Source organism: Streptomyces sp. MZ04 (assembly GCF_004684775.1).
Classification (GTDB): Bacteria; Actinomycetota; Actinomycetes; order Streptomycetales; family Streptomycetaceae; genus Streptomyces.
This window is the reverse complement of sequence record NZ_SRIC01000115.1, coordinates 1-23,796: the sequence shown is the minus strand read 5'-3', so window position 1 is coordinate 23,796 and position 23,796 is coordinate 1. Positions and strand designations below refer to the sequence as shown.

22 protein-coding genes and 1 pseudogene are annotated in these 23,796 nt (G+C 70.4%); 13 read left to right on the top strand and 10 right to left on the bottom strand.

Annotated elements, in window-relative coordinates:
• Nucleotides 1-185: 185 nt before the first annotated feature.
• Nucleotides 186-947, bottom strand: coding sequence for a polysaccharide deacetylase family protein (locus tag E2651_RS23070; RefSeq protein ID WP_135333104.1), 762 nt, complete (start codon nucleotides 945-947; stop codon nucleotides 186-188).
• 267 nt (nucleotides 948-1,214) lie between these two features.
• Here E2651_RS23070 and E2651_RS23065 point away from each other — a divergent pair, with 267 nt between their 5' ends.
• The gene (locus E2651_RS23065; protein ID WP_135333103.1) at nucleotides 1,215-1,817 is read left to right on the top strand and encodes a Uma2 family endonuclease; all 603 of its coding nucleotides are present in this window, start codon (nucleotides 1,215-1,217) and stop codon (nucleotides 1,815-1,817) included.
• 47 nt (nucleotides 1,818-1,864) lie between these two features.
• Here the strand turns inward: E2651_RS23065 and E2651_RS23060 are convergent, their stop codons facing one another.
• From E2651_RS23060 to E2651_RS23050, 3 genes are all read right to left on the bottom strand, one after another.
• The gene (locus tag E2651_RS23060; RefSeq protein ID WP_135333102.1) at nucleotides 1,865-3,385 is read right to left on the bottom strand and encodes a PTS transporter subunit EIIC; all 1,521 of its coding nucleotides are present in this window, start codon (nucleotides 3,383-3,385) and stop codon (nucleotides 1,865-1,867) included.
• A 65-nt stretch (nucleotides 3,386-3,450) separates the two neighbouring features.
• Entirely contained in the window at nucleotides 3,451-4,470 is a 1,020-nt protein-coding gene (gene murQ / locus E2651_RS23055; RefSeq protein ID WP_135333101.1) for an N-acetylmuramic acid 6-phosphate etherase, read from the bottom strand.
• A 75-nt stretch (nucleotides 4,471-4,545) separates the two neighbouring features.
• Entirely contained in the window at nucleotides 4,546-5,469 is a 924-nt protein-coding gene (locus tag E2651_RS23050) for a MurR/RpiR family transcriptional regulator (RefSeq protein WP_135333100.1), read from the bottom strand.
• A gap of 100 nt (nucleotides 5,470-5,569) precedes the next feature.
• On the opposite strand from E2651_RS23050, the gene E2651_RS23045 reads away from it, so the two are divergent.
• The 3 genes from E2651_RS23045 to E2651_RS23035 are packed head-to-tail and all read left to right on the top strand — an operon-like array spanning nucleotide 5,570 to nucleotide 6,533.
• Nucleotides 5,570-5,941 carry a hypothetical protein gene (locus E2651_RS23045; RefSeq protein ID WP_135333099.1) on the top strand — a complete coding sequence of 124 codons (372 nt, stop codon included), beginning with the start codon at nucleotides 5,570-5,572 and terminating at the stop codon, nucleotides 5,939-5,941.
• A complete protein-coding gene (locus E2651_RS23040; RefSeq protein WP_135333098.1) occupies nucleotides 5,938-6,204 on the top strand; it encodes a DUF4031 domain-containing protein in 267 nt (88 codons plus the stop codon). Before E2651_RS23045 ends, E2651_RS23040 begins: the two co-directional genes overlap by 4 nt.
• A 26-nt stretch (nucleotides 6,205-6,230) precedes the next feature.
• Nucleotides 6,231-6,533 carry an NIPSNAP family protein gene (locus E2651_RS23035; RefSeq protein WP_135333097.1) on the top strand — a complete coding sequence of 101 codons (303 nt, stop codon included), beginning with the start codon at nucleotides 6,231-6,233 and terminating at the stop codon, nucleotides 6,531-6,533.
• A 50-nt stretch (nucleotides 6,534-6,583) separates the two neighbouring features.
• Here E2651_RS23035 and E2651_RS23030 read toward each other — a convergent pair whose 3' ends face one another.
• Nucleotides 6,584-7,648, bottom strand: coding sequence for a GNAT family N-acetyltransferase (locus E2651_RS23030; protein ID WP_135333105.1), 1,065 nt, complete (start codon nucleotides 7,646-7,648; stop codon nucleotides 6,584-6,586).
• 29 nt (nucleotides 7,649-7,677) lie between these two features.
• Entirely contained in the window at nucleotides 7,678-8,331 is a 654-nt protein-coding gene (locus E2651_RS23025) for a hypothetical protein (protein WP_135333096.1), read from the bottom strand.
• A gap of 107 nt (nucleotides 8,332-8,438) precedes the next feature.
• Here E2651_RS23025 and E2651_RS23020 point away from each other — a divergent pair, with 107 nt between their 5' ends.
• Nucleotides 8,439-9,848 (top strand): MFS transporter, encoded by a 1,410-nt coding sequence (locus tag E2651_RS23020; protein WP_135333095.1) that lies wholly within the window; start codon nucleotides 8,439-8,441, stop codon nucleotides 9,846-9,848.
• A 125-nt stretch (nucleotides 9,849-9,973) separates the two neighbouring features.
• Entirely contained in the window at nucleotides 9,974-10,648 is a 675-nt protein-coding gene (locus E2651_RS23015; RefSeq protein WP_135333094.1) for a maleylpyruvate isomerase family mycothiol-dependent enzyme, read from the top strand.
• 135 nt (nucleotides 10,649-10,783) lie between these two features.
• Here the strand turns inward: E2651_RS23015 and E2651_RS23010 are convergent, their stop codons facing one another.
• The gene (locus E2651_RS23010; protein ID WP_135333093.1) at nucleotides 10,784-11,776 is read right to left on the bottom strand and encodes a hypothetical protein; all 993 of its coding nucleotides are present in this window, start codon (nucleotides 11,774-11,776) and stop codon (nucleotides 10,784-10,786) included.
• A gap of 190 nt (nucleotides 11,777-11,966) precedes the next feature.
• Here E2651_RS23010 and E2651_RS23005 point away from each other — a divergent pair, with 190 nt between their 5' ends.
• The 4 genes from E2651_RS23005 to E2651_RS22990 all read left to right on the top strand — a co-directional run bounded on the left by E2651_RS23005 (nucleotide 11,967) and on the right by E2651_RS22990 (nucleotide 16,042).
• Nucleotides 11,967-12,188, top strand: coding sequence for a heavy-metal-associated domain-containing protein (locus E2651_RS23005; RefSeq protein WP_135333092.1), 222 nt, complete (start codon nucleotides 11,967-11,969; stop codon nucleotides 12,186-12,188).
• 63 nt (nucleotides 12,189-12,251) lie between these two features.
• On the top strand, nucleotides 12,252-14,540 hold the full coding sequence (locus tag E2651_RS23000) for a heavy metal translocating P-type ATPase (RefSeq protein WP_135333091.1): 2,289 nt from the start codon (nucleotides 12,252-12,254) through the stop codon (nucleotides 14,538-14,540).
• A 174-nt stretch (nucleotides 14,541-14,714) separates the two neighbouring features.
• A complete protein-coding gene (locus tag E2651_RS22995; RefSeq protein WP_135333090.1) occupies nucleotides 14,715-15,404 on the top strand; it encodes a copper homeostasis protein CutC in 690 nt (229 codons plus the stop codon).
• 92 nt (nucleotides 15,405-15,496) lie between these two features.
• Entirely contained in the window at nucleotides 15,497-16,042 is a 546-nt protein-coding gene (locus tag E2651_RS22990; protein ID WP_135333089.1) for a DUF2165 domain-containing protein, read from the top strand.
• Nucleotides 16,043-16,133: 91 nt separating this feature from the next.
• On the opposite strand, the gene E2651_RS22985 is transcribed toward E2651_RS22990, so the two are convergent.
• Nucleotides 16,134-18,176: an ATP-binding domain-containing protein gene (locus E2651_RS22985; protein ID WP_135333088.1), complete on the bottom strand. Its 2,043-nt coding sequence runs from the start codon at nucleotides 18,174-18,176 to the stop codon at nucleotides 16,134-16,136.
• A 321-nt stretch (nucleotides 18,177-18,497) separates the two neighbouring features.
• On the opposite strand from E2651_RS22985, the pseudogene E2651_RS22980 reads away from it, so the two are divergent.
• A pseudogene (locus E2651_RS22980) lies at nucleotides 18,498-19,496 on the top strand (glycosyltransferase 87 family protein); the annotation flags it as partial.
• On the opposite strand, the gene E2651_RS22975 reads toward E2651_RS22980, so the two are convergent.
• Entirely contained in the window at nucleotides 19,492-21,135 is a 1,644-nt protein-coding gene (locus E2651_RS22975; protein ID WP_135333087.1) for a DNA repair helicase XPB, read from the bottom strand. The pseudogene E2651_RS22980 and the gene E2651_RS22975 sit on opposite strands and share 5 nt — an antisense overlap.
• A gap of 105 nt (nucleotides 21,136-21,240) precedes the next feature.
• Nucleotides 21,241-21,873, bottom strand: coding sequence for a Uma2 family endonuclease (locus E2651_RS22970; protein ID WP_135333086.1), 633 nt, complete (start codon nucleotides 21,871-21,873; stop codon nucleotides 21,241-21,243).
• Nucleotides 21,874-22,255: 382 nt separating this feature from the next.
• On the opposite strand from E2651_RS22970, the gene E2651_RS22965 reads away from it, so the two are divergent.
• On the top strand, nucleotides 22,256-23,059 hold the full coding sequence (locus E2651_RS22965; RefSeq protein WP_135333085.1) for a hypothetical protein: 804 nt from the start codon (nucleotides 22,256-22,258) through the stop codon (nucleotides 23,057-23,059).
• Nucleotides 23,060-23,208: 149 nt separating this feature from the next.
• A complete protein-coding gene (locus E2651_RS22960) occupies nucleotides 23,209-23,433 on the top strand; it encodes a hypothetical protein (RefSeq protein ID WP_135333084.1) in 225 nt (74 codons plus the stop codon).
• Nucleotides 23,434-23,796: the final 363 nt, after the last annotated feature.

The window sequence follows — 23,796 nt, the reverse complement described above, 5'->3', positions numbered from 1 at the left end:
GTCATGGGGTGCGAGGGCGGGCTCGTGCAGCTGCGGCCGCTCGGCGGCGGGCGGGAGTGGGACTGCCCGCCGGAGTCGCTCGGCGGGGCTTCGCCGGTGGAGGTGCTGCGGGCGCGGGTGCGGGAAGTGAATCGCGAGGGGCGGTTGCCGTGACGCGCGGCGGTCCGCCCTCCCGCTCCTCGAGTTCAGCGCACCGGGAAGCCGAAGGTGTAGCCCTGCTCCTTGAGTTGGGGGAGGAGCGTGCGCAGGGCCTCGACGGTCTGGGTGCGGTCGCCGCCCGCGTCGTGGAAGAGGAGGGTGGGGCCGCTCGGCAGCTCCCGCTCGACGGTGGCGACGATGGCGTCCGTGCCCGGACGCTCGAAGTCCTTGGTGTCCACGTTCCAGCCCAGCGGGCGCATGCCGTGGGAAGCGGCGAGCTTGCGGCTGTACGGGGTGAACGCCCCGCCGGGTGCCCGGTAGTACATCGGGCGTACGCCGCCGGACGCCTTGGTGATCATGCGTTCGGCGTCGAGGATCTGCTTCGACTGGTAGGCCTTGGACTGTTTGTCCATGGTGGTGTCGTGCGACACGGAGTGGTCACACAGGCGGTGCCCGGCCGCGACCACCTTCTTCACGAGGTCCGGGTGCGCCTGCGCCTGCGTCCCCACCATGCAGAACGTGGCCTTCACGTCGTACTCCCGCAGCACGTCGAGCACTTGAGGGGTCCACCTGGGGTCGGGGCCGTCGTCGATGGTGAGGTTGATGCCGCGCTTCCCCGCCTCCGAGGCGTGCGCGATGGTCGCCGCGACCGGCTTGGCGGCGCTGCTCGGTGCCTTCGCCGCCGGGGAGTCGTCTGCCGTACCGGCCTGTGCGCTCCATACCCCCGCGCCCGTGGCGAGCATCGTCACCCCGAGCGCCGCCCCGAGCAACTTGCCGTACCAGCCACGCCCGCCACTGTGCCGTGCCATGTCCCGCCCCTTTGCGTCCGGCCCCTCGCCGCTCCCCGGTCACTTCGACCACAGGGCAGGACGGAGATCGGCGGCAAAGGGATGCGTCCGTTACCGATCACGGACAATTCCGGGGGAGTTCGCGGACAACCAAGCCCGCGGCACCGGGCCGCCGGGCCGGTTCGGTGCGTCGTTCACGCGATCGTGGGACGCTGAGAGGAGCGGCCCCGGGCCGCAGCCCGTCGATCTACGCTCGGCCTCCTCAGGCCACTGGAGAAGGGACTCGCGATGACCGCCGCGATGGTCGAGCCAGGCCAGGCATCTCATGGTCGCCAGTGGGACTACCTGCTGCAGGCATGGCGCGAACTGGACGTGCCCGAGGGGTGGCATGCCGAGATCGACGAAGGGCAGATCGTCTTGGTACCTCCGCCGCATCCGCATCACCATGGCATCGCCGCCGCAGTGCAGCGAAGGCTGTACAAGAATCTCCCCGAGGAACTAGAGATCTACCAGACCCTCGGGATCCACATCGCGCCGCTCGACAAGCTCTACGTTCCCGATCTCGTCGTCATGCCGTCGGCAGTGATCGAGGCGGTTGACCCGGACGTCAATGAGCCCGTGGACGCGGCCGAGGCGCTGCTCGTCGTCGAGATCACTTCGAAGAGCAATGCCAAGGACGACCGGACCAAGAAGCTGTGGGCTTACGCGCACGCACCGGTCGAGTCGTATCTCCTGGTCGACCGCTTCGACGAGCACGGCCCGACGGCGACCCTGTTCACCGGGCCGCAGAACGGCGCGTACAAGCATGCGGAACGGGTGCCCTTCGGCGAGACGATCTCGCTGGGCGCCCCGCTCCACACGTCACTGCACACCGACGCCTTTCCGCGCTGACGGATTGCGCGGCTGCGCGGTTTTGAAGCGAAGCCGCAGCCGGGCGCTCAGGCCCTGGCCGGTTCCTCCGCCGGAGTCGGCTCGGCCGCGGGGGTGTTCGCCCCTGGCGACCCCGCCACCACCGGCTCCGGAGCCGCCGGCTCCGTGTTCAGCTCCGCCAGCATCTGCTTGCTGAACCCGAAGAAGTACGTGGCGAAGAAGCCGACCAGGTAGCCCACCAGCAGGCCCCCGCCGTAGACGGCCACCGTCAGGCCCAGGCCCTTGTTGCCGTCCAGGAGGGGGAACAGCGCCCAGCCGGACGGGCCGATCGCCGTGGAGCCGACCTTTTCGCCGATCATCGAGAAGAAGCCGATGAACGCGCCGCCCGCCGCGCCGCCCACGCACGCCGTGATGAAGGGGCGGCCGAGGGGGAGCGAGACGCCGTAGATGAGGGGTTCGCCGACTCCCAGGAAGCCCGCGGGGAGCGCGGACTTGATCGTCGTACGGATCGATGTGTTGTGCCTCAGGCGCTTGAACACCGCGATCGCGCAGCCGACCTGGCCCGCGCCCGCCATCGCCAGGATGGGGAGCAGGACGGTGTAGCCCTGCTGCTCGATGAGCGTGGTGTGGATGGGGATCAGCGCCTGGTGCAGGCCCAGCATCACCAGGGGGAGGAACAGGCCGCCCAGGACCAGGCCCGCGAACGCGCCCGTGTTGTCCAGGAGCCAGTCGGCTGCGGTCCCGATTCCGGTGGATACCTCGCCCGCCAGGAACATCAGGCCGAAGATCGTGACCAGGCCGGAGAGGAGGACCGTGATGGTCGGGGTGACGAGGACGTCCAGGGCCTCCGGGACCCAGCGCCTGCACCACTTCTCGACGTACGCCGCCAGGACCGCCGCGCCCAGTGCGCCCAGGACGCCGCCCTGGCCCGGCGACAGCTTCTGGCCGAACGCCTCGATGTTCGTCACACCCGGGAACACGATGATCGCCGCGACCGCGCCGCCCAGGATCGGCGTACCGCCGAACTCCTTCGCCGTGTTGAAGCCGACGAAGACGGCGATCAGCGCCATGAAACCGGAGGCGATGGCCGCCAGCGCCGGGGTGATCGACGGCAGCCACTCCAGGTTGATCAGAAGGCCGTTGATGCCCGCGATGATGCCGCAGCCGATCAGGGCGGGGATCAGGGGGACGAAGATGTTCGCGATGCGGCGCAGGAAGAGTTTGAAGGGCGTTGCGTTCTTGGCTTTCCTCGCCTCCTTTATCGCCGCTCCCTGCGCCGCCAACTCATCTGCGGTGGGGGCGTGTTCGGGGGCGGGAGCCTGCGATCTGCCCTCCTCCACCAGCGTCTCGAACTCCGGCGTCACACGCGCGACCGTGCCCGGTCCGAGCACGATCTGATACGTGTCGTCCTCGACCACGCCCAGCACGGCGGGCAGCGCTTTCAGGGCCTCGTCGTCGACCAGTGAGCGGTCGGCGAGGCTCAGGCGCAGGCGCGTCATGCAGTGGGCGATGGACGTGACGTTCTGGGCACCGCCGACGAGGGGGAGGATCGCGGCGGCTGTGGCGCGGTTCTTGTTCTCAGGTGCCATGGTGCGGGGTGCCTTGCTCTGTGCGGGGTGGCGCTGTTCGGGCAGCGGCGGGGGCAGAAAGCGATTCAGGTGGTGCGCGCGGTGTCCAGGGCTGCCCTGAGGTGGCCGTCCGAGGAGGCGAGCAGGTCCGCGGCCGTGGGGCCGTCGACCTCGCCGAGGATGGTGAGGATGGCGTTCTTCACCTCCCCGTCGGTGGCGGCGAGGGCGGCCTCGATCTCCTCGTCGGTCGCGCCGGTGGCGAGCGAGACGATGCGGCGGGAGCGGGCCCGCAGCTTCTCGTTCGACGCGCGTACGTCGACCATCAGGTTTCCGTAGGTCTTGCCGAGGCGGATCATCGTGATCGTCGACAGCATGTTGAGGACGAGCTTCTGGGCCGTGCCCGCCTTCAGGCGGGTGGAGCCGGTGAGCAGCTCCGGGCCGACCACCACCTCGATGCCGTGGTCGGCGGCCGCCGCGAGCGCGCTGTCCGCGTTGCAGGACAGGCCGATCGTGAGCGCGCCATAGCGCTCCCGTGCGTGCTCCACCGCGCCGATCGCGTACGGCGTGCGGCCCGACGCCGAGATGCCGACCACCACGTCGTCCGCGGTCAGGCCGAGCCCGTCCAGGTCCTCGGCCGCGAACTCCTTGCTGTCCTCCGCGCCCTCGACCGCCGTGACCATGGCGCTCGGGCCGCCCGCGATGAGGCCGACGACCTCGGTGGGCGCGGTGTTGAAGGTCGGCGGGCACTCGGAGGCGTCGAGAACGCCGAGGCGTCCCGCCGTCCCCGCGCCCGCGTAGATCAGCCGTCCGCCGCGGGCCATGCGCTCGGCGGTGCCGTCGATGGCGGCGGCGATCGCCGGGAGCTGCTCGGCGACGGCCGTGGGCACGGAGGCGTCCTCGCCGTTCATGATCTTCGCGATCTCCGGCGTGGGCAGCTGGTCGATCTCGGAGAGCTCGGGCCGGAACGCCTCGGTGGTCAGCGTGTCCAGCTGGGCGCGGAGTGCGCCGTAGTTCCCGTCGGTGGCGTCGGTGGCGTCGGTGGCGTCGGTGGCGTCGGTGGAGTCGGTGGAGTCAGTGGAGTCGGTGGCGTCGGTCGTGGAAGTCATGGCGTGCGGCTCTTTCATACGCGGGCGGGGGTGGCGGGTCCGGTACGTGTGGGCTCGGCTGCTGCTGCCGCAGGCTCAGCGGCTGCTGCCGCGAGGGCTGTGGCGGTGGGCGAGCGCTTCGTAGGAGGCGGCGAGCGCGGGGGCCGCCGTCTCGTACGTCCGCTGGGCGACGCCCACGAACAGGCAGTCCACGACGAGCAGCTGGCTCGTGCGGGACGACATCGCGGCGGGCCGCAGCTCGCTCTCGCGCGCGGTGGAGGTGGTCAGTATGTGATCCGCGTACTGGGATACCGGGCTGCCCGGACGCCCGGTGATGGCGATGGTCGTCGCGCCCCGCTCGAAGGCGACCCGCAGCGGTTCGATGACGTCGCCGGTCGACCCCGAGTGCGTGATCGCGATGGCCACGTCCTTGGCCCGCAGGGTGACGGCGTTGGTGACGGCGAGGTGCGGGTCGGAGTGCGCGTGGGCGATGTGGCCGATGCGCAGCAGCTTCTGGGCGAGATCCTGGGCGACGAGGCCGGAGGCGGCGACTCCGTAGATCTCCGCGCGCGGGGCTGCGGCGAGCGCGGCGACGGCGGCGCCGAGCTGCACGGTGTCGAGCCCGGCGGCGGTGTCGGCGAGGGTCTGCTGCTCGTCGTACGCGAGCTTGGCCACCACGTCCGCGATGGGGTCGTCGACGGCGATGTCCGCGGTGACGGCGGGCGCCCGGCCCGACTGCTGCTGGGCGGCGAGTCCAGCGAGGGCGAGGCGGAGGTCGCGGTAGCCGGGGTAGCCGAGCAGGCGGGCGGTGCGGACCACCGTCGCCTCGCTGGTGCCGGTGAGCTCGGCGAGGCCGGTGACCGTGAGGGCCGCGCAGCCTGCGGGGTCGCCGGCGACGGCTTCGGCGACCCGCTGCATGGAGCGGGTCATGGACGGCGCGAGGGTCCGCACCTTGGCCGCCAGGGCGGCCGGGGCGGGGGGCGCGGCGCCCGCGAAAATTTCCTTCACATCATTGGTCACTCTTGAAAGATATTTTCGGACCCGGGTGGGGTCAAGACCTCGCTGGTCCCGATGCCGGACGGATCTTCGGCGGGTTGCGGGTGGGGTGGACAATGGCTGCATGGACGCGATCGACCCACTGGAGCAGGCGCTGCACGCCGCGCGCGCACTTGTCATCGCCGACCTCGTCGCGCGCGAGGTCGCCGAGGCGGAGGTCGTCTCGCTGGTCGAGGAGGCGGTGGCGCACCGCCGCTGGTGGGTCGAGCAGTGGCCCGACGGCATCGAGTACGTCGCCGGGCTCGTCGCCCAGGACGTCCAGGACGCCCTCCTGGAGCGCTACGGCCGCTGGCCGCTCTGCCCGGTCTGCGCCTCGGGCGACCCGCACGCGCTGGACGTGGAACCGGAGTTGGGCCCCGACCCGCACTGGGTGTGCGGCAAGGCGGGCGTCACCGTGGCCCCGGTGGGCGGCCTGACGAGGACGGACCTGACGTGACGCTCTACATCGACCCGCCGACCTGGCCGGGCCATGGCCGCATGTGGTCGCACCTGGTCAGCGACGCCTCGTACGAGGAATTGCACACGTTCGCGGCGGGCATCGGCTGCCCGCCGCGCGCTTTCGAGCGCGACCACTACGACGTGCCGTCGCACCGGTACGGGGACGCGGTGCGCGCGGGCGCGGTCGAGATCGGCTCCAAGGAGCTGGTGCGGCGGCTTACGGAGGCGGGGCTGCGCAGGCCCAAAGGCAGACCCGCGTAAGGCGGTTCGAGCCTAGGGTGGGCCGCATGATCACCGTTCATCTGAAGTACGAGATCGATCCCGACCGCATCGACGACTTCGAGGAGTACGGCCGCCGCTGGGTCACCCTGGTCAACCGCTTCGGCGGCGACCACCACGGGTACTTCCTGCCGAGCGAGGGCGACAGCGACATCGCGTACGCCCTCTTCTCCTTCCCGAGCTTCGCCGAGTACGAGCGGTACCGCACCGACAGCGCGAGCGACCCCGAGTGCCAGGAGGCCATCGAGCTTGCGCGCCGGACGGGGTGCATCCGTCGCTACGAGCGGCGGTTCCTGCGGCCTCTGGAGTGAGGGCTGCTATTCCCTGCGGGGCAATCGGGTGGGCGGGGAAGCAGGAACCGTCACCCACGACGGACGTAAGCCCGGTTCTCCTCCCGGTCGGAGACGCGGACGTATCCCGTCCGCGTCACCACACCCTGCGAAGCCGCGTTGCCGGGCTCGATCACGGCGAGGAGAGCGGACACCCCGGGACGGTCCAGTGCCCACGCGGAGAGGGAATCAAGCGCCTCGGAAGCGTAGCCGCAACCCCGCGCGGCAACCGCCAGGTCATAGCCGACCTCCACCATCCCCTCCTCGTCCGGCGGCCCGTGGAACCCCATCCCGCCGACGGCGACTTCGTCCTCCACGCGGACCAGCGCGAACATCCCCCACTCGGGCCGGTGCACCCCGGATTCGTACGCCTTCGTCACCATCTGCGCCGCCGTCCTCGTCCCGTCGAACGGCCCGCCCTCGATCCAGCTCAGACCCCCCGTCCCGCCCACGGCGAGATCCGCGGCCGCCGCTGCCGAGACCTCCCGCAGGGCGATCCGTCCGGCGGGAATCTCGAGGGAGTTGTGCCAGCGCCACTTGTCGAGCCGGGGCCGCCCCGGCAGCGTGCCGCGGCCCGTGGCCCAGAGCAGCGTGGCCCACTGCTCCTCGGGCCCGCGCGCGGGCGTGACCTGCGGAAAGATCCAGGCGAGCACGGCCTCGCACAGCTCGTCCTGCGGCTCCGCGTCGACGCCGAGCGCCCGCGCGATGTCGTACGTGTGGAGCAGGACCTCCGCGACACCCATCGCCGCGAAGCCCGTCGCGTTCGCGCTGCCGTGCGGGTAGGGGTGGAAGCCCCGGACGCCCGGCGGCGTGGTCCGGATGACCGCCGAGAGAAGACCGCCGGTCGCCTCGATGGCGCTGATCGCGTCGGCGGGGCCCGACCCCTCGTCGAGGGAGATCTCGAAGGGGACCCACGCGTCGGCCGCGCGGCCCGTCAACTGCCCGGCGTACGCGACGAGATCGCACGCGATGTGCTCGGCCGTCTTGAGGCAACTCCACTCCAGGTCACCGGCCTTGACGCTCCAGTCGAGCCCCGCCGCCGTGCGCAGCACCCGCGACGCGTGCGCCACGGCCTCGTCCACCTGATCCCCGCCCATGAAAAGCATGCGCCGAGAGTACGGGAGCGTCAGGCGCTGAGCAGGTCCATTTCTGTCGCGAGGTTCGCGCGCGCCGGGGCCTCCCACTCCCTCGCCCCGTGTGGCGTACGGAACAGCCGTGGCAGGGCGAGGAGTTGGCGAAGCACCGCCGCACGGCCCTCGCGGAAGGCGTCGTCGGGGACGAAGGCGTACTCCTCGCGCACGGCGGCGGCGTACGCGGCGTACGCGTCCGGGGCGGCGGCCAGGATCGCCAGGTCGGCGTCGCAGAGCGCCTCGCCGTTGCGGTCGCCGTCGGCGGGGTCGTGGCTGACGGTGAGCCGGACGAGGCGGGCCACCTCGGCGGTCCGCGCGTCGGTCAACCCGGCCTCGGGCAGGGCGCGTTCGGCGAGGCGGGCCGAGCGTTCCTCGTTGGTCGAGCGCTCGGGCAGATACACCGCGTCGTGGAACCAGGCGGCGAGCCGCACCAGGTCGGGGTCGTCCGCGTGCTCTTCGAGTACGTCGATGTGGTCGAGGACCGCCGCCAGGTGGGCGGTGGTGTGGTACCGCCGCTGCGGCTCGGCCCAGCGGGTGAGCAGGTTGTCGCCGTACCGCTCCGGGTTGATGACGCACTCGTCCGTGTCCAGTGCCCGCAGCAGCGTCCTGCGCCAGCGCTCGCGCAGCTCATGGTTCTCGTCGTCGGCCATGGGGCGACCCTAACTCTTGAGTACCCCTAGGGGGTATGCTAATTTCCCAGCGCTAGATACCCCTCTGGGGTATTGGTTACGGCAACAGCTCTTTGGAGGGGACCGTCATGTCAACCGCCAACCCCAAGCGCTGGTGGGCGCTCTTCGTGCTCGCCACCGCCCAGTTCATGGTGATCATGGACACCTCGATCATCGGGGTCGCGCTCCCCGAGATGCAGAAGGATCTGGGCTTCTCGCAGGGCGAGCTGCAGTGGGTCTTCAACGCGTACGTCATCGCCTTCGGTGGCCTGCTGCTGCTCGGCGGGCGCCTCTCCGACCTGCTCGGGGCGCGCAAGGTGTTCGTCTCCGGCTGGCTGGTCCTCATCGCGGGATCCGTCCTCGCGGCCGCCGCGCAGACCGCGACCGTCGAGGTCGTCGGGCGCGCCGTGCAGGGCGTCGGCGGCGCGCTGATCGCGCCCGCCGCGATGACCCTCCTGATGATGCTCTTCGGCCACGACCCGAAGGAGCTCGGCAAGGCCATGGCCCTCTACGGAGCGGCGGCCCCCGCGGGCGGCACCGCCGGAGTCTTCCTCGGCGGAGTCTTCACGGAGTGGCTGAGCTGGCCCTGGGTCTTCATCATCTACGTGCCGATCGGCGTCGCGACCCTCGCGGCGACGCGCCTGCTGCCCGCCGTCGAGGGCAAGCGCGGCTCGGTCGACGTCCTCGGCGCGGTCTCTGTGACGGCGGGACTCGCGCTGGCCGTCTTCGCTGTGGTGCGGGCGCCGGAGGAGGGCTGGGGCTCGACCTCGACGGTGCTGCAACTGGTGGGCGCGGGCGCTCTGCTGGCGCTCTTCCTCCTCGTACAGAAGTCGGTGCGTGAGCCGCTGATGCCGCTCAAGGTGTGGCGGGTGCCGCGGCTCGGTTCGGCGAACCTGGCGATGACGCTGCTCGGCGCGGCCTGGATCCCGATGTGGTACTTCCTCAACCTCTACCTCCAGCAGGTGATGGGGTACGGGGCGTTCGCGTCCGGCGCCGCGCTGTTGCCGATGACGGGGCTCCTGATGGTCTTCATGACGGCCATCACGGCGCGGCTGCTCGGCCGCTTCGGGGCCAAGTCGCTGATCGGGAGCGGCCTGTTGGTGCTCGCGCTCGGCCTGGTGTGGCTGGCGCAGGTCGGCCCGACGGGCTCGTTCGTGGTGGACGTCCTGCCGGCCTCGCTGGTGGCGGCGCTCGGCATGTCCCTCGCGTACATCCCGGCGATGATGGCCGCGATGTCCGGCGCCCCGCAGGAGCAGGCGGGCCTGGCCTCCGGCATCGTCAACACCACGTACCAGGTGGGTTCCGCCCTTGGCCTCGCGGCGCTGACGGCTCTCGCGACGTCGCAGGGGGCTGGAGAGCTGGGGAATCTGCCTGCCTTGACGGACGGGTTCAGTGCCGCGTTCACCGGCGCGGCGGCCGTTGCCGCGATCGGAGGCGCCGTCACGCTTCTGGTGATGCGGGGAGAGTCGGTTGCCGCGAAGGAGAAGGTGAACGCGTAGTGGGGTGACCGTCTGTCGTCGGCTTCGCCGTTACTCGTCCTCAAACGCCGGACGGGCTGGATATCTCCGGCCCGTCCGTCGTCATGTCCGTTGCCGCGCGCCCCCGTACACGCTTGGCTTGCGCCATGACCACCACGACGAACCACGCCGAGACCTACGACCCCGAGCGCCCCGGACGGCTGCTGCGCACCGAACGCGACGTGCTGATCCCGCTGTTGAGGGGCGCGGACGACTCCGCGTACGAGATCAGGACCTGCTGTCCGGGCTGGACCGTGCGGCGCATGCTCGCGCACTGCGGCTCCGCGCTGATGCGTGTCGTGGAGACCCGCTTCGAGGAGGGCGTGTACAGCCCCGAGAGCAACGAGCGTGACATCGCCGAACGCGCCGACTGGTCCAACGCCCGCATCGTGGACGAGCTGGAGCGCGGGATGACGGAGGCGGGCGAGATCATGGTCAAGGCCAAGGGGCGCCTCGACGGCGTGTCGCTGGGGGAGTGGGTGCACGCGGGGGACGTGCGCGCGGCCTGGGATCTGCCCGGCGCGTACGGGGGCGACGGCCTCGTGGACGCGCTGCCGCTGCTCGCGGAGCACAGCAGGAGGACGTCGGCGCTGCCGCTGCACGCGGACGTCGACGGCTGGGACGAGCCGCTGGCCCTGGGCGTACCCGACGGCAAGCGCCCGCCGGCCCGCTACATCGGCGACGCCCCGACCCTGATCAGGCTGTACACGGGCCGCCCTCTGACGGGGACGCGCTATGAGCTGGCGGGCGCGAAGGAGACCGAGCTGCCGATCTTCGGCTGAGGGCGGCGGGACATGCGAAAGCCCCGGCCGGGGAAGGCCGGGGCTTTCGCGTTTCGGGGGGCGCCCCGAAGGGGCGCGGGGAACTGCGCGACCAGCCACGACGCACTCGCAGCGACACACAACCCCGCCCTGCGCTCAGTGCGCGTGCCCCGAGTCCCCCGGCTCGGCGGTCTCCCCACCCCCGGCATCCGCTCCACCGGCGGAGCCACCCGCGTGGACGGTGAACGCCGCCGTCCGTACCTCCCCCTCGTGCTTGAAGTCCAGGAACAGCCGATAAGCCCCCGCACTGGGCGCCGTCGCCTGGAAGGAGACCCCGGGTCCCGGCTTGGTGCTGCCGTCGCCCGGCTCGCCGGTCGGGTGGACGTGGAGATACGCCAGGTCCCCCGACCGCAGGGCGACCAGATGCCCGTACGCACCGAGGTACGGCTGGAGATCCGTCACCGGCTTGCCGTTCTTCGACACGTTCAGGGTCAGGCCCGCCGACTTCCCCGGCTTCAACTCGCCCTTGAGGCTGACCTCGTAGCCGTCCACCGAGGCCTTCGTGCTGTGGGCCGGAAGGCCCGCCGGGTCGTACTTGCCCGCCACCGCCAGATCCGCCCCCAGCGTCAGGCCCTCCTTCGCGCCCGCGGGCTTGAAGTCGGCGAAGACGCGGTAGCCGCCCGCTTCGGGCAGCTCGACCGGCGTCGACCAGGTGCCGTCCGCCGCGCGGGTCGGGTGCAGATGGCGGTAGGCCGTCAGGTCGCGTGAGGCGACGATGAAGTGCAGCTCCTTGTCGTGTTCCTTCTGGTACGCCGTGACGTTCTTGCCCGTGCCGTCCTTGCCGGTGCCGTCCCTGACGATCGTGAACCGCAGCTCCTCGCGCTTCTCGGCGTCTATGCGGGTGGTCTTCAGGTCCAGCGTGTAGCCGCGCTCGGAGATCTGGAGGCCGCCGGGGACGGTGGCCGCGTGGCCCCCGCCCTGCTTCTCGCCCGCGGCGGCCTCCCCCTTCTCTCCGCCGTGGCCCCCGTGCTCACCCGCGGGCTTCTTCTGCGAGGTCACGGGGTCGACGCCCTGCCCCACGCCGTACGCGGTGCCGAATGTCGCGGCGACGGCTGCGGCGAAGGCGGTGATCTTCAGTCCGGTGTTCATGGTGACTCCCGATGGGTGAGGCGCCGGTGCGCGAGCGGGTCGATGGCACGAAGATACCCCCTAGGGGTATGAAGTCAAGCCCTGATCCCCTCTTGCGTTCAGTACCCCCCAGGGGTATACATAGATCTCGTCAGCGGTACCCGCCCCGGGTACCCGGCACCGCACCGCGAGAACGCCTCAGGAGGCCCCCATGTCCGCGTACACCACCACCTACAAGGTCGACGGCGTCCACAGCGCTCACTGCAGGGGCGTCGTCAGCGACGTACTCGGTGCCGTCGACGGAGTCACCGCCGTGCACATCCCGGCGGACGGCACCGGCCACGTCACCGTCACCACCACCGCCGAGCCGGACGACTCCCGCATCGCGGAGACCGTCGAGGACGCCGGTTACGACTACGTCGGCCGCGTCTGACCCGCCGGGCCGCGCCCCCGCCACCGCCCGCAAGCCCGCCCACGTCACGAGGAGCCCGTAGCCATGTCCACCACTCCCGGCACCACCGAGGTGGCCTCCACCGCAGAGGTCGAACTCGCCATCGGTGGCATGACCTGCGCCTCGTGCGCCGCCCGGATCGAGAAGAAGCTCAACCGCATGGACGGCGTCGAGGCGACCGTCAACTACGCCACCGAGAAGGCCAAGGTCAGCTACAACGGCGAGGACATCGCCGTCCAGGACCTGATCGCGACCGTCGAGGCCACCGGCTACACCGCCAAGGAGCCCACCCCGGCGAAGGCGGACACCGGCGCCGACACCCCGGCCGACGAAGAGGCCGCCGCCGACGAGGAACTGCGGCCGCTGCGCCAGCGGTTGACCGCCGCCGTTCTCCTCTCCGTACCCGTCATCGCGATGGCGATGGTCCCGGCCCTCCAGTTCGAGTACTGGCAGTGGCTCTCGCTGACCCTCGCCGCGCCGGTCGTGACGTACGCGGCCTGGCCCTTCCACAAGGCCGCCTTCACCAACGCGCGGCACGGCGCGGCCACCATGGACACGCTGATCTCGGTCGGTACGTCGGCGGCCTTCCTCTGGTCGCTGTGGGCGCTGTTCTTCGGTACGGCGGGCACGCCCGGCATGACGCACCCCTTCGAGCTGACCATCGCGCGCAGCGACGGCGCCGGGAACATCTACCTGGAGGCCGCCGCCGGCGTCACCGCGTTCATCCTCGCCGGGCGCTACTTCGAGGCCCGGTCGAAGAGGAAGGCCGGGGCCGCCCTGAAGGCGCTGCTCCAGCTGGGTGCCAAGGACGTCACCGTCATCCGGGACGGCGGGCGCGAAGAGACCATCCCCGTAAGTGACTTGAAGGTCGGCGACCGGTTCCTCGTCCGGCCCGGCGAGAAGATCGCCACCGACGGCAAGGTCGTCGAGGGTGCCTCCGCCGTGGACGCCTCCATGCTCACCGGCGAGTCCGTGCCGGTCGAGGTCGCCACCGGCGACGGCGTCACCGGCGCCACCCTGAACGTCGGCGGACGCCTCGTCGTCGAGGCCACCCGCGTCGGCGCCGACACCCAGCTCGCCCGGATGGCCAAGCTCGTGGAGGACGCGCAGAACGGCAAGGCCGCCGCCCAGCGCCTCGCCGACAAGATCTCCGCGGTCTTCGTGCCGGTCGTCATCGCCCTGGCCGTCGCCACCCTCGGCTTCTGGCTCGGCAACGGCTCCGGTCTGACCGCCGCCTTCACCGCGGCCGTCGCCGTACTGATCATCGCCTGCCCCTGCGCCCTGGGGCTCGCCACTCCGACCGCCCTCATGGTCGGCACCGGACGCGGCGCCCAGCTCGGCATCCTGATCAAGGGCCCGGAGGTCCTGGAGACCACCCGCAAGGTCGACACGATCGTCCTGGACAAGACCGGCACCGTCACCACCGGCAAGATGACCCTGCTCGCCACGCACACGGCGGACAACGCCACCGAGGACGAAGTCCTGCGCCTGGCAGGTGCGTTGGAGCACTCCTCCGAGCACCCCATCGCGCAGGCCGTCGCCACCGGCGCCGCCGAGAAGGTGGGCGCGCTGCCCACTCCCGAGGACTTCGCGAACGTCGCGGGACTCGGCGTACAGGGCATCGTCGAGGGCCACGCGGTCCTGGTCGGCCGCACCCAGCTGCTCGCCGAGTGGGCGATCCAGCTGCCCGTCGAGCTCGAGCGGGCCAAGGCGGAGGCCGAGGCGGCGGGACGTACGGCCATCGCGGTCGCCTGGGACGGCGAGGCGCGGGCGGTCCTCGAGGTCGCGGACGCGGTCAAGGAGTCGAGCCCCGAGGCGATCGAGCGGCTGCGCGCGCTCGGCCTCACCCCGATCCTCCTGACCGGCGACAACAAGGCCGTCGCGGCGTCGGTGGCCGCCGAGGTCGGCATCGCCCCGGAGGACGTGATCGCCGAGGTCATGCCGCAGGACAAGGTCGACGTGGTCAAGCGTCTCCAGGCGGAGGGCCGCAGCGTCGCGATGGTCGGCGACGGCGTCAACGACGCTGCCGCGCTCGCCCAGGCCGACCTGGGCCTGGCGATGGGCACGGGCACGGACGCCGCGATCGAGGCGGGCGACCTGACGCTCGTACGAGGTGACCTGCGGGCGGCGGCCGACGCCATCCGCCTCTCGCGCCGCACCCTCGGCACGATCAGGTCGAACCTCTTCTGGGCCTTCGCCTACAACGTGGGCGCACTGCCCCTGGCGGCCTCCGGCCTCCTGAACCCGATGATCGCGGGCGCCGCGATGGCCTTCTCCTCGGTCTTCGTGGTCGGCAACAGCCTGCGCCTGAGGGGGTTCAAGCCGCTGAGCTGAACGGCGAGGGGCCGCCTGTCTCAACCCGCGGCAAGGACAGCATGTACATGTCTCTACGATCACCCCGGTGCGCTTGGGTCGCGCCGGGGTGATCTGCGCGTAGGCTGGGTAATTGGACTAGACCTGTTTGCCTGTTGCCCGCGCCCGCGGCCCCGGACCCGAAGGAAGACATCCATGAGCAAGCGTGCAGTCCTGGAGGTGATCGCCCTCGACGCCGAGGACGCCGTCGCCGCCCAGGCCGGAGGCGCCGACCGCCTCGAGCTGGTCACCGACATGGCCGCGGACGGCCTGACCCCGTCCCGCGAGACCTTTGCCGAGATCCGCGCCGCCGTGGACATCTCCCTGCGCGTGATGCTGCGCCTCGCGGACGGATTCGCCGCGGGTGACGTCGATGCTCTCGTACGCCGTGCCCGCGAGCTCAGGGAAGCGGGCGCCGACGAGTTCGTCCTCGGTTTCCTCGACGAGGCGGGCGGCCCCGACCTGACCGCCGTCGAGACGGTGGTCGGCGCCCTGGACGGCTGCCGCTGGACGTTCCACCGGGCCATCGACCGGGCCGCCGACCGCGACGCCCTGCGCAAGCAGCTCGCGGACCTGCCGGGTCTGGACACCTACCTCACCGCGGGTTCGGCGGCGGGCGTCGACGAGGGCCTGCCCACACTCCTCGCCGAGGCGGCGCGGTCCGGGGAGCCCGGCTACGAACAGCAGATCCTCATCGGCGGCGGCCTCCGCCTCGACCACGTTCCGCGGCTGCGGGCGGCCGGCGTCGACGCCTTCCACATCGGCGGCGCGTCGCGTCCGGACGGCTGGTCGGCACCGGTCTCCGCGGCGGCCGTCGCCCAGTGGAGGGCCGCGGTCGACGATTGATCGTTTCCCCGCGGGGGCGCGATACGACGGGGATCGACGCGATACAACTGGGATTGAAGCGATACAACTGGGATGGAAACGGAGGGGACTTCATGCCGAGACCAGCAGAGAACACGCGTCCCGCGGAACGCATACTCGCGGCCGGGACACTGCCCGTCGCCGCGTTGCTGTTCACCGGGACGCTCGCGCTCTATATCGCGCTCGTCGCGTTCGGGAACATCACCGACTTCGACTCCAACCAGCAGTTCGTCCGCCATGTCCTGGCGATGGACACCACGTTCAAGGACGACGACCTGATGTGGCGCGCGGTGGAGTCCACCGCGCTGCGGGACACGGCGTACGTGGCGATCATCGCCTGGGAGACGCTGGCCGCGCTCGTCCTCGGCACGGCGACGGTCCTGTGGGCCAGGGGCCTGCGCCGCCCAGAAGGTCTGCGCCGCGCCCAACGCGCGGGCACCATCGGCCTGTTGATGCTCCTCCTGCTGTTCGGAGTGGGCTTCATCGGAATCGGCGGCGAGTGGTTCGCCATGTGGCAGTCGGAGAAGTGGAACGGCCTGGACGCGGCCACGCGCATCGTGACGATCACGGGCATCGCGCTGGTCGTGACGCACCTGCCGTCCAAGGAGGCTGCCTCATAAACGGGGGGCAGTGCCCCGAAGGGGCGCGGGGAACTGCGCGACCAGCCACGACGTACCCGCGCCCGGCGTACCGGACTTGCAGCGAAGTGCCCTAGCTGAGCTGCGCAGGCAGCTCCGCCGCATGCACGACGATCAGGCCGGACACCGCACGGGTCAGCGCCACGTACAGCCGGCGCAGACCGGTCCGTTCGTCCGGCTCGCCGTCGACCACGGCGGCGGGCTCGTCAAGGACCACGTAGTCGTACTCAAGACCCTTGGCCAGGGATGCGGGCACGAGCGTGAGCCGGGCGTCGGCCGTCGTCTCCTGGCCGGGGGAGAGGTACGAGATCCCGGCCGCCGTCAGGGCGTCGGCGAGCGCGGGGACGCGGGCGTCCGCGGCGATAAGACCGATGGACCCCTCGTGCCGCAGCGAATCGGCGCAGGCCTCCAGGCAGGCGGCATCGAGCGCCGAGACGTCCTCGACATGCCGCACGGCGAGCGATCCCGGCGACTCCCGCACCGAGTCGACCGCCGCGAGTCCGGGCGCGATGTCGGGCAGCAGCCGGGACGCGTACGCGATGACGTCGCGCGGCACGCGGAAACCGGCCGTCAGCTCCTCCACCACGGCGTCACCCTTGCCCAGGTGAGCGAGGGCCTCGGCCCAACTCCGGGTCGCCCAGGGCGTGGTGCCCTGCGCGAGGTCGCCGAGGACGGTGGCGGAACCGGTGGTGCAGCGCCGCCCCACGGCGCGGTACTGCATGGGGGAGAGATCCTGCGCCTCGTCCAGCACCACATGCCCGAGCGAATGAGTACGCGACACGAGATCGCTCGCCTCGTCGATCAACACGGCATCGGCGGCGGACCACTTGGCGCTCTTGACGCCACGGGCGGGCTTGGCCCAGAGAACGACCTTCTGCTCGTCCTCACTCAAGATCCCGTCCGCGTGCACGGCGAGGAAATCGGCGTCGGAGAGCAGCCGAAGCACCAGCTTGGCGGGATCGACGAGCGGCCAGACGGCCTTGACGGCGGCCTTCACGGCGGGGTTGCGGGCGACGGCGTCCTGCACACGGTCGTCCGGGGCCTCCCCTGCCTGCTCCATCCGTACGAGCACGGCGTGCGCGATGCGCTGCGGCAGGGCGTCACGGGCGGCGCCGTACCGAATGTCGCGGGCGAGCAACTCCCCGGCGATCTCCTCGAGTTCATGGGCGGGCACGCGCCACCGCCGGGACCCGCGCACGACGACGAGGGGCTCGGTGGGCATGGTCACGTGCGAGCGCACGGCCTTGCGCAGCACCTCGGCCATGCGGGCGTCGCCCTTGACGACGGCGGCCGCGGCATCGTCCGTGCCCCGCACCTCCACATGAGAGACGAGATCATCGACAGTCGCCTGCTTGACCTCCAACTCGCCCAGCGCAGGCAGGACTTGCTCGATGTAATGCAGGAAGGACTTGTTGGGCCCGATGACCAGAGTCCCGGTCCGGGCGAGCCGCTCCCGATGGGCGTAGAGCAAGTAGGCGACACGATGAAGCCCGACGGCGGTCTTCCCGGTCCCCGGCCCGCCCTGAACGCATACCGACCCCCCGAGCCCACTCCGCACGATCTCGTCCTGCTCGGGCTGAATGGTGGCGACGATGTCGCGCATGGGTCCGACGCGGGGCCGCTCGATCTCCTGCTGGAGCAGCTTGCTGGCCTGCTCGGCCTCTTCCTGGTCGCTGAGATGCTCGTCCTCGTACGCCGTGAGGTCGCCGCCGGTGTAGCCGAAGCGCCGCCGCAGGGCGATGTCCATCGGCGCCTTCTTCGAGGCCCGGTAGAAGGGCTGCGAGACGGGCGCACGCCAGTCGATGACCATCGGATCGCCATCGCCGTCGTGCACATGCCGCCGCCCGATATAGAAACGCTCACCCTCTGCCCCTTCCGCCTGATCGGCGCCGGGGGCGTGCAGATAGTCGAGCCGCCCGAAGAAGAGGGGCGTGTGCGAAAGATCGGCGAGAGACTTGATCCGCTCGTCGATCTGGCTCTGCAGGACGGCGGCGTTGACCCAGTTCGCGGTGACGTCACGGATGTCGAGGGCCTCGGCGTCCTCGCGCATGGCGCGGAGCGCTGCGCGGGAGCCGGCGAGGTGGCCTCGCTCATGGGCGAGCGGATCTTCGTGCATGGGGGCGCCTCCGGCGGGGTTACGTGATCGGTGTGCCGACCGGTTTCCGTCCGGCCGACGGCGGGGCGCGTCCCGCGGGCAGACCGGGCATCTTATGCGGGGGACGCGTGGCGGGGCCAACGAATTTTTCCCACCCACCCCGGCGGGTCGCCCGCTGCCGAGCAATCGGGCGGTGGTGGGCGGGAGAGGCCTGTGCGGCCAGCTAAGGTCACCGCCGTGAGGGAACGCACCGTAATCAAAAGAACACTCACCGCCGCCACTGCCCTGCTGGCGGCCTCGCTGCTCGCCCTCGCCGCCCTCTGCGTAGAGCAACGCATCCCCATGGCCGACACCCTCGTCTACCGAGCCGAAGGCGCCGCCGTGGCCGCCGGAAGCGACCTCTACGGGTTCACCGTCACCGAGTGGAAGCTGCCGGCCACCTATCCGCCCTTCGCCGCCATCGTCTTCGTACCGACCATCTGGCTCCCCCTCCCCGCCCTCAAGCTCACCTTCATCCTCGGCAACATCACCCTCCTTGCCCTCCTCATCCACCTCTCCTGCCGCCTGACCCGCACTCCCACCCGCCTGGCCCCACTCCTCACCGCCACAGCGGCAGCGCTCTGGCTGGAGCCGGTCTTCCAGACGATCCTCTTCGGGCAGATCAACCTCGCCCTCGCCTGCCTGGTCCTCTGGGACCTCACCAGACCCCCCACCGCCCTGGGCAGAGGCTTCGCCCTCGGCATCGCAGCCGGCATCAAGCTCACCCCCGCGATCTTCATCGCGTACCTCTTCCTGACCGGACGCGTACGCGAGGGACTCACGGCCCTGGCCGCTCTCACCGGCACCATCACCCTCGGTGCCCTCGCGCTCCCCGCCGCCAGCGCCGACTTCTGGACGCACCGGATCTTCGAGACGGGCCGCGTGGGCAAGGCATGGATCGTCGACAACCAGTCACTCCAGGGGCTGATCGCCAGAGCGCTGCACGACCCCACCCCCGGCCTCGCCTGGGCGATCCCCGCGGCCCTCACCGCCGCGCTCGGCCTCTGGCTGGCGCGCCGCGCCGCGACCGAACCCCGCGGCATCCTCCTGACGGCGGCCACCGCCCTGCTGATCTCCCCGATCAGCTGGTCCCACCACTGGGTCTGGTGCGTGCCGCTCCTGACCCTGCTCATGGCGGAGGGCCGCCCTCGCCTGACCGCGGCGGTGGCGACCCTCTTCACGGCCCGCACCCTCTGGCTGATCCCGCACCGGGGCGACCTGGACCTGCAACTCCCTTACTGGCAACAGCCGCTGGCGTCGCCCTACCCCATGCTGGCGCTGACCTTGCTACTGGCCCTCAGCTGCCGGCCAGCAATTCATCCGCGTCCACGATCCGGTACGCGTACCCCTGCTCGGCAAGGAACCGCTGCCGATGCGCAGCGAAGTCCTGATCGATGGTGTCCCGCGCCACGACGGAGTAGAAGCGCGCCTCGTGACCGTCGGCCTTCGGACGCAGCACACGACCGAGCCGCTGTGCCTCCTCCTGCCGGGAGCCGAACGTCCCCGACACCTGAATCGCGACGGTAGCTTCGGGCAGATCGATGGAGAAGTTCGCGACCTTGGACACGACGAGCACGGAGATCTCGCCTTCCCGGAAGGCGCCGAACAGCTTCTCGCGCTGCGCGTTGGTCGTCTCGCCCTTGATCACCGGAGCATCCAGATGCTCGCCCAGCTCATCGAGCTGGTCGATGTACTGCCCGATGACGAGGGTCTGCTCCCCGGCATGCTTCTTGACCAGCGCCTCCGTCACCTTCCGCTTGGTGGCGGTGGTGGCGCAGAACCGGTACTTCTCCTCGGCCTCGGCGGTGGCGTACGCGAGCCGCTCCGAGTCCGTCAGATTGACCCGCACTTCCACGCAGTCGGCGGGCGCGATGTACCCCTGAGCCTCGATCTCCTTCCACGGGGCGTCGAACCGCTTGGGCCCGATCAAGGAGAAGACATCCGACTCCCGCCCGTCCTCCCGGACCAGAGTCGCGGTGAGCCCAAGACGCCGCCGGGCTTGCAGATCGGCGGTGAACTTGAAGACGGGGGCGGGCAGCAGATGCACCTCGTCGTAGACGATGAGCCCCCAGTCACGGGAGTCGAAGAGCTCAAGGTGCGGATAGATGCCCTTCCGCTTGGTGGTCAGCACCTGATACGTCGCGATGGTGACCGGCCGGATCTCTTTCTTCGTCCCGCTGTACTCACCGATCTCGTCCTCGGTCAGCGAGGTCCGCTTCACCAGCTCGTGCTTCCACTGCCGCGCGGAGACGGTATTGGTCACCAGGATCAGCGTCGTCGCCTTGGCCTCGGCCATGGCACCGGCCCCGACGAGCGTCTTCCCGGCCCCACAGGGCAGCACGACAACGCCACTCCCGCCGTGCCAGAAGCCTTCCACCGCCTGCTTCTGATAGGGCCGCAGCGCCCACCCGTCCTCGGCGAGGTCGATCCGATGCGCTTCTCCGTCGACGTACCCGGCAAGATCCTCGGCAGGCCACCCCAACTTCAGCAACGTCTGCTTGATCTGCCCACGCTCGGAGGGATGGACGACGACGCTGTCCGCGTCGACCCGCTCGCCGACGAGCGGCTGCACCTTCTTGGACCGCAGGATCTCTTCGAGCACGGGCCGGTCGGTGGTGGTCAGCACAAGCCCGTGCGTCGGGTGCTTGGACAGCGTGAGCCGCCCGTACCGCGCCATCGTCTCGGCGACGTCCACGAGCAGCGCGTGCGGCACGGGATACCGCGAGAACTCCACCAGCGCGTCCACGACCTGCTCCGCGTCGTGCCCCGCCGCACGGGCGTTCCACAGGCCGAGCGGCGTGACGCGGTAGGTGTGGATGTGCTCGGGGGCACGCTCCAGCTCCGCGAAGGGCGCGATGGCACGGCGGCAGGCATCGGCCTGCTCGTGGTCGACCTCGAGCAGGAGGGTCTTGTCCGACTGGACGATGAGGGGACCGTTCACGCGCGCACCCTTTCGGTAAGCCAAACGTCCAGTGTGCCGCATGGCGCGCGATTACCGCCCTGACTGTGCTGCGGGCCTCAGCAGCCAGCTCCACCTGGGGGCGTCTCAGAAGCGGGTGAGCTCCGTCAGGTCGATCTTCACGGGATACGGGAAGTCGGTGGCGAGCTCGCGGCGGTGCACCGGGTGGGAGGGGGCCGGGAAGTACGAGAGGGTGTCGGCGTTCAGCCAGTACTCGTGGACGGCGAGCTGGTTGTCCCGCTCCAGCTCGACGCGCCAGTAGTAGGGGACCTTGGCGGCGGCGAACTCGGCGGGCTTGTGGACGCGGTCGACGCTGCGGGAGCCGGGGGAGCCGGGGGAGCCGGGGGAGACGACCTCGACGACGAGGACAAGCTTGGCGACAGGGACGCACTCCATCTCGAAGAAGCTGAGCCCCGTGCGGTCGTGGACCATGACATCCGGCACCCGGACGTTCTGCTCGTCCAGCATCACGCAGCTCTCGGTGACCACGGAGAGGGACTCGGGTTGAGCGTTCTCCAGCGTCCTGCTGATCTTGTCCCGCACCTTGCCGTGCCAGTACTTCGCGCGCCCTCGAACAACGATCATCCCGTCCACGAGTTCCCAGTCGAAGGGCAGCTCCAGGTCTTTGACCTGATCGAACGTCCAGCCCTCGGCAGGAGGGAACGCCCAATTGTCCTCAGTGGCCTGTACCTGTGCCTCGGCGCTCATCACTGCTCCCATGCGCGTGAGTCTGGACGCGGGTGCGACGGGTGGTCTCGCATACGACGGTACGGTCACCTGAAGTGAGGGTCCAGGAGCGAACGGCTTGACGCGGTGCACGCGGCGCGGGCGGGGAGTCCCATAGGGCGAGCTGGTCGGTCGCACCCGCCGTCGTGCGGCGAAGGTTGCGGTGGCGCATGCGGGGTGCGGTGCTGAGGCATGTATTACCCGCAATTCCAACTTGACCTGTCATGGCACTCTCAGCCGGTCTACTCAATGGATCTTTCATAAATGGAGCCTTACAAGCACCGCTGACACATCCATGATCATTTGCTGGCGCAGCACCCTCCAGGCCGCTGAACCGTTTGATGCTGCGGCGTCAGGATGGCTAGCGTCTGACGGCATGAAGAAGACGACACCCACCGTGCGGGAGTTACAGCAGAAAGCCACCGCGACCGGACGGGACACGCGTACGGCCGTCCTCACCCGCTCGGTCCGGGCCAACGTGCCGTTGCGCAAGACCTTCGTGCAGGCGAACGCGGGGAGTGACAGTCGGAGCGGGCCCCTGAAGGACTTCGTGACCGGGAGGGATCTGCGGGGCCTCAAGGCCTACCTGCTCATCGTGGCCGCATGCAGCAACGGGGACAACGGCTGGTCGACCACGCACGACAGCGCGGTGTGGGCGCGGATGATGGACATTCACGAGTCTGCCGATGACCAGTCCGCCCGCACGGGTGCCTGGCGAGCCCTGCTCCGGCTGCATGAGCGCAAGCTGGTCGACTGCCGCCGCAACGGGACCATGATCACGGTCACCCTCTTGCGCGAGGACGGCAGTGGGAGGCCTTACGACCGCCCCGACGGCAAGACCGAGGAGAACCGCTATCTCCAGATCCCGGCCGAGTTCTGGACGACGGGCCGTGACAAGCGCCTGGACTTGCCCGGCCTGGCCCTGTTCCTGGTCGTCGCCCGCGAGAAGAACTGGTCGGCCTTCCCCGCGGAGAAGGCCCCCGAGTGGTACGGCTGGTCCGCCGACACTCATGAGCGCGGGCTGAAGAAGCTTGTTTCGCTCGGGCTTGTCGAGCGACGCGAGCACTACATGAAGGCCCCGTTCGCTCCGCTCGGTTTCACCAAGACCCACCAGTACAAGCGCACCGCCATGGTGCAGCCGCGCAAGCCCCGGAAGAAGGCCGCATCTGCCGGGCGGTGAGCCGACCGCACTTGCGGGGCTAACTCCGCCGTCTCGCATGCTGCCGTCCGTCCGGCACCCCCGTCACGCAAGGGGTGCGGGGTGTCTCATGCCCATTCCCACCTTCCGCCTGCGGACAGTCCGCAGGCCCACGCAAGGAGGAAACTCCCATGCCCGCCACAGCCAACCAGCCCCCGCCGCCGGACCCGCAGCCCTCCGGCACGGACCCCGTGCTGCTCCTGGTGCTGGGGCTCGTCGTCGTCCTGGTCCTGGGCGCCACGCTCTATCTGTGCTTGGTCCACCCTTCGCTGGCCGGTCCGATCGGAGCCGTGGGCGGGATGGCCTCGGCGCTGGCCACCGCGCTCGGCGTGGCGATCGCCCTCCGCCGACGCTGAGTTGGCTCACGTCTACGTGCTCTCCGTGGGCTACCTCGGGGTTCTGTCGCGCACGTACGCGACGTCTGCAGGAGAGAGGGACCCGCACTGGCTGAGCTCTTCCAGCTCGGTGAACAGCGAGGCGTGTTCCTCGGCCCGCGCCTCAGCCCGCCCCTCTGCCCTTCCCTCGGCTTTGCCCCTGAGACAGGCCGTCTCGTTCACGCCGCCTCCGTCAGCTCGCACCAGACGAACTTCCCATTGCTGTACTGGAGTTGAGCCCCGCTGTCCTGTGCGTACCAGCCCCACTTGTCGGTGCATTCATCTACGAGCGTGAGGCCTCGGCCCGACGTGAGGGCAAGGTCCGGTGTCGTGGCGAAGGGGGCC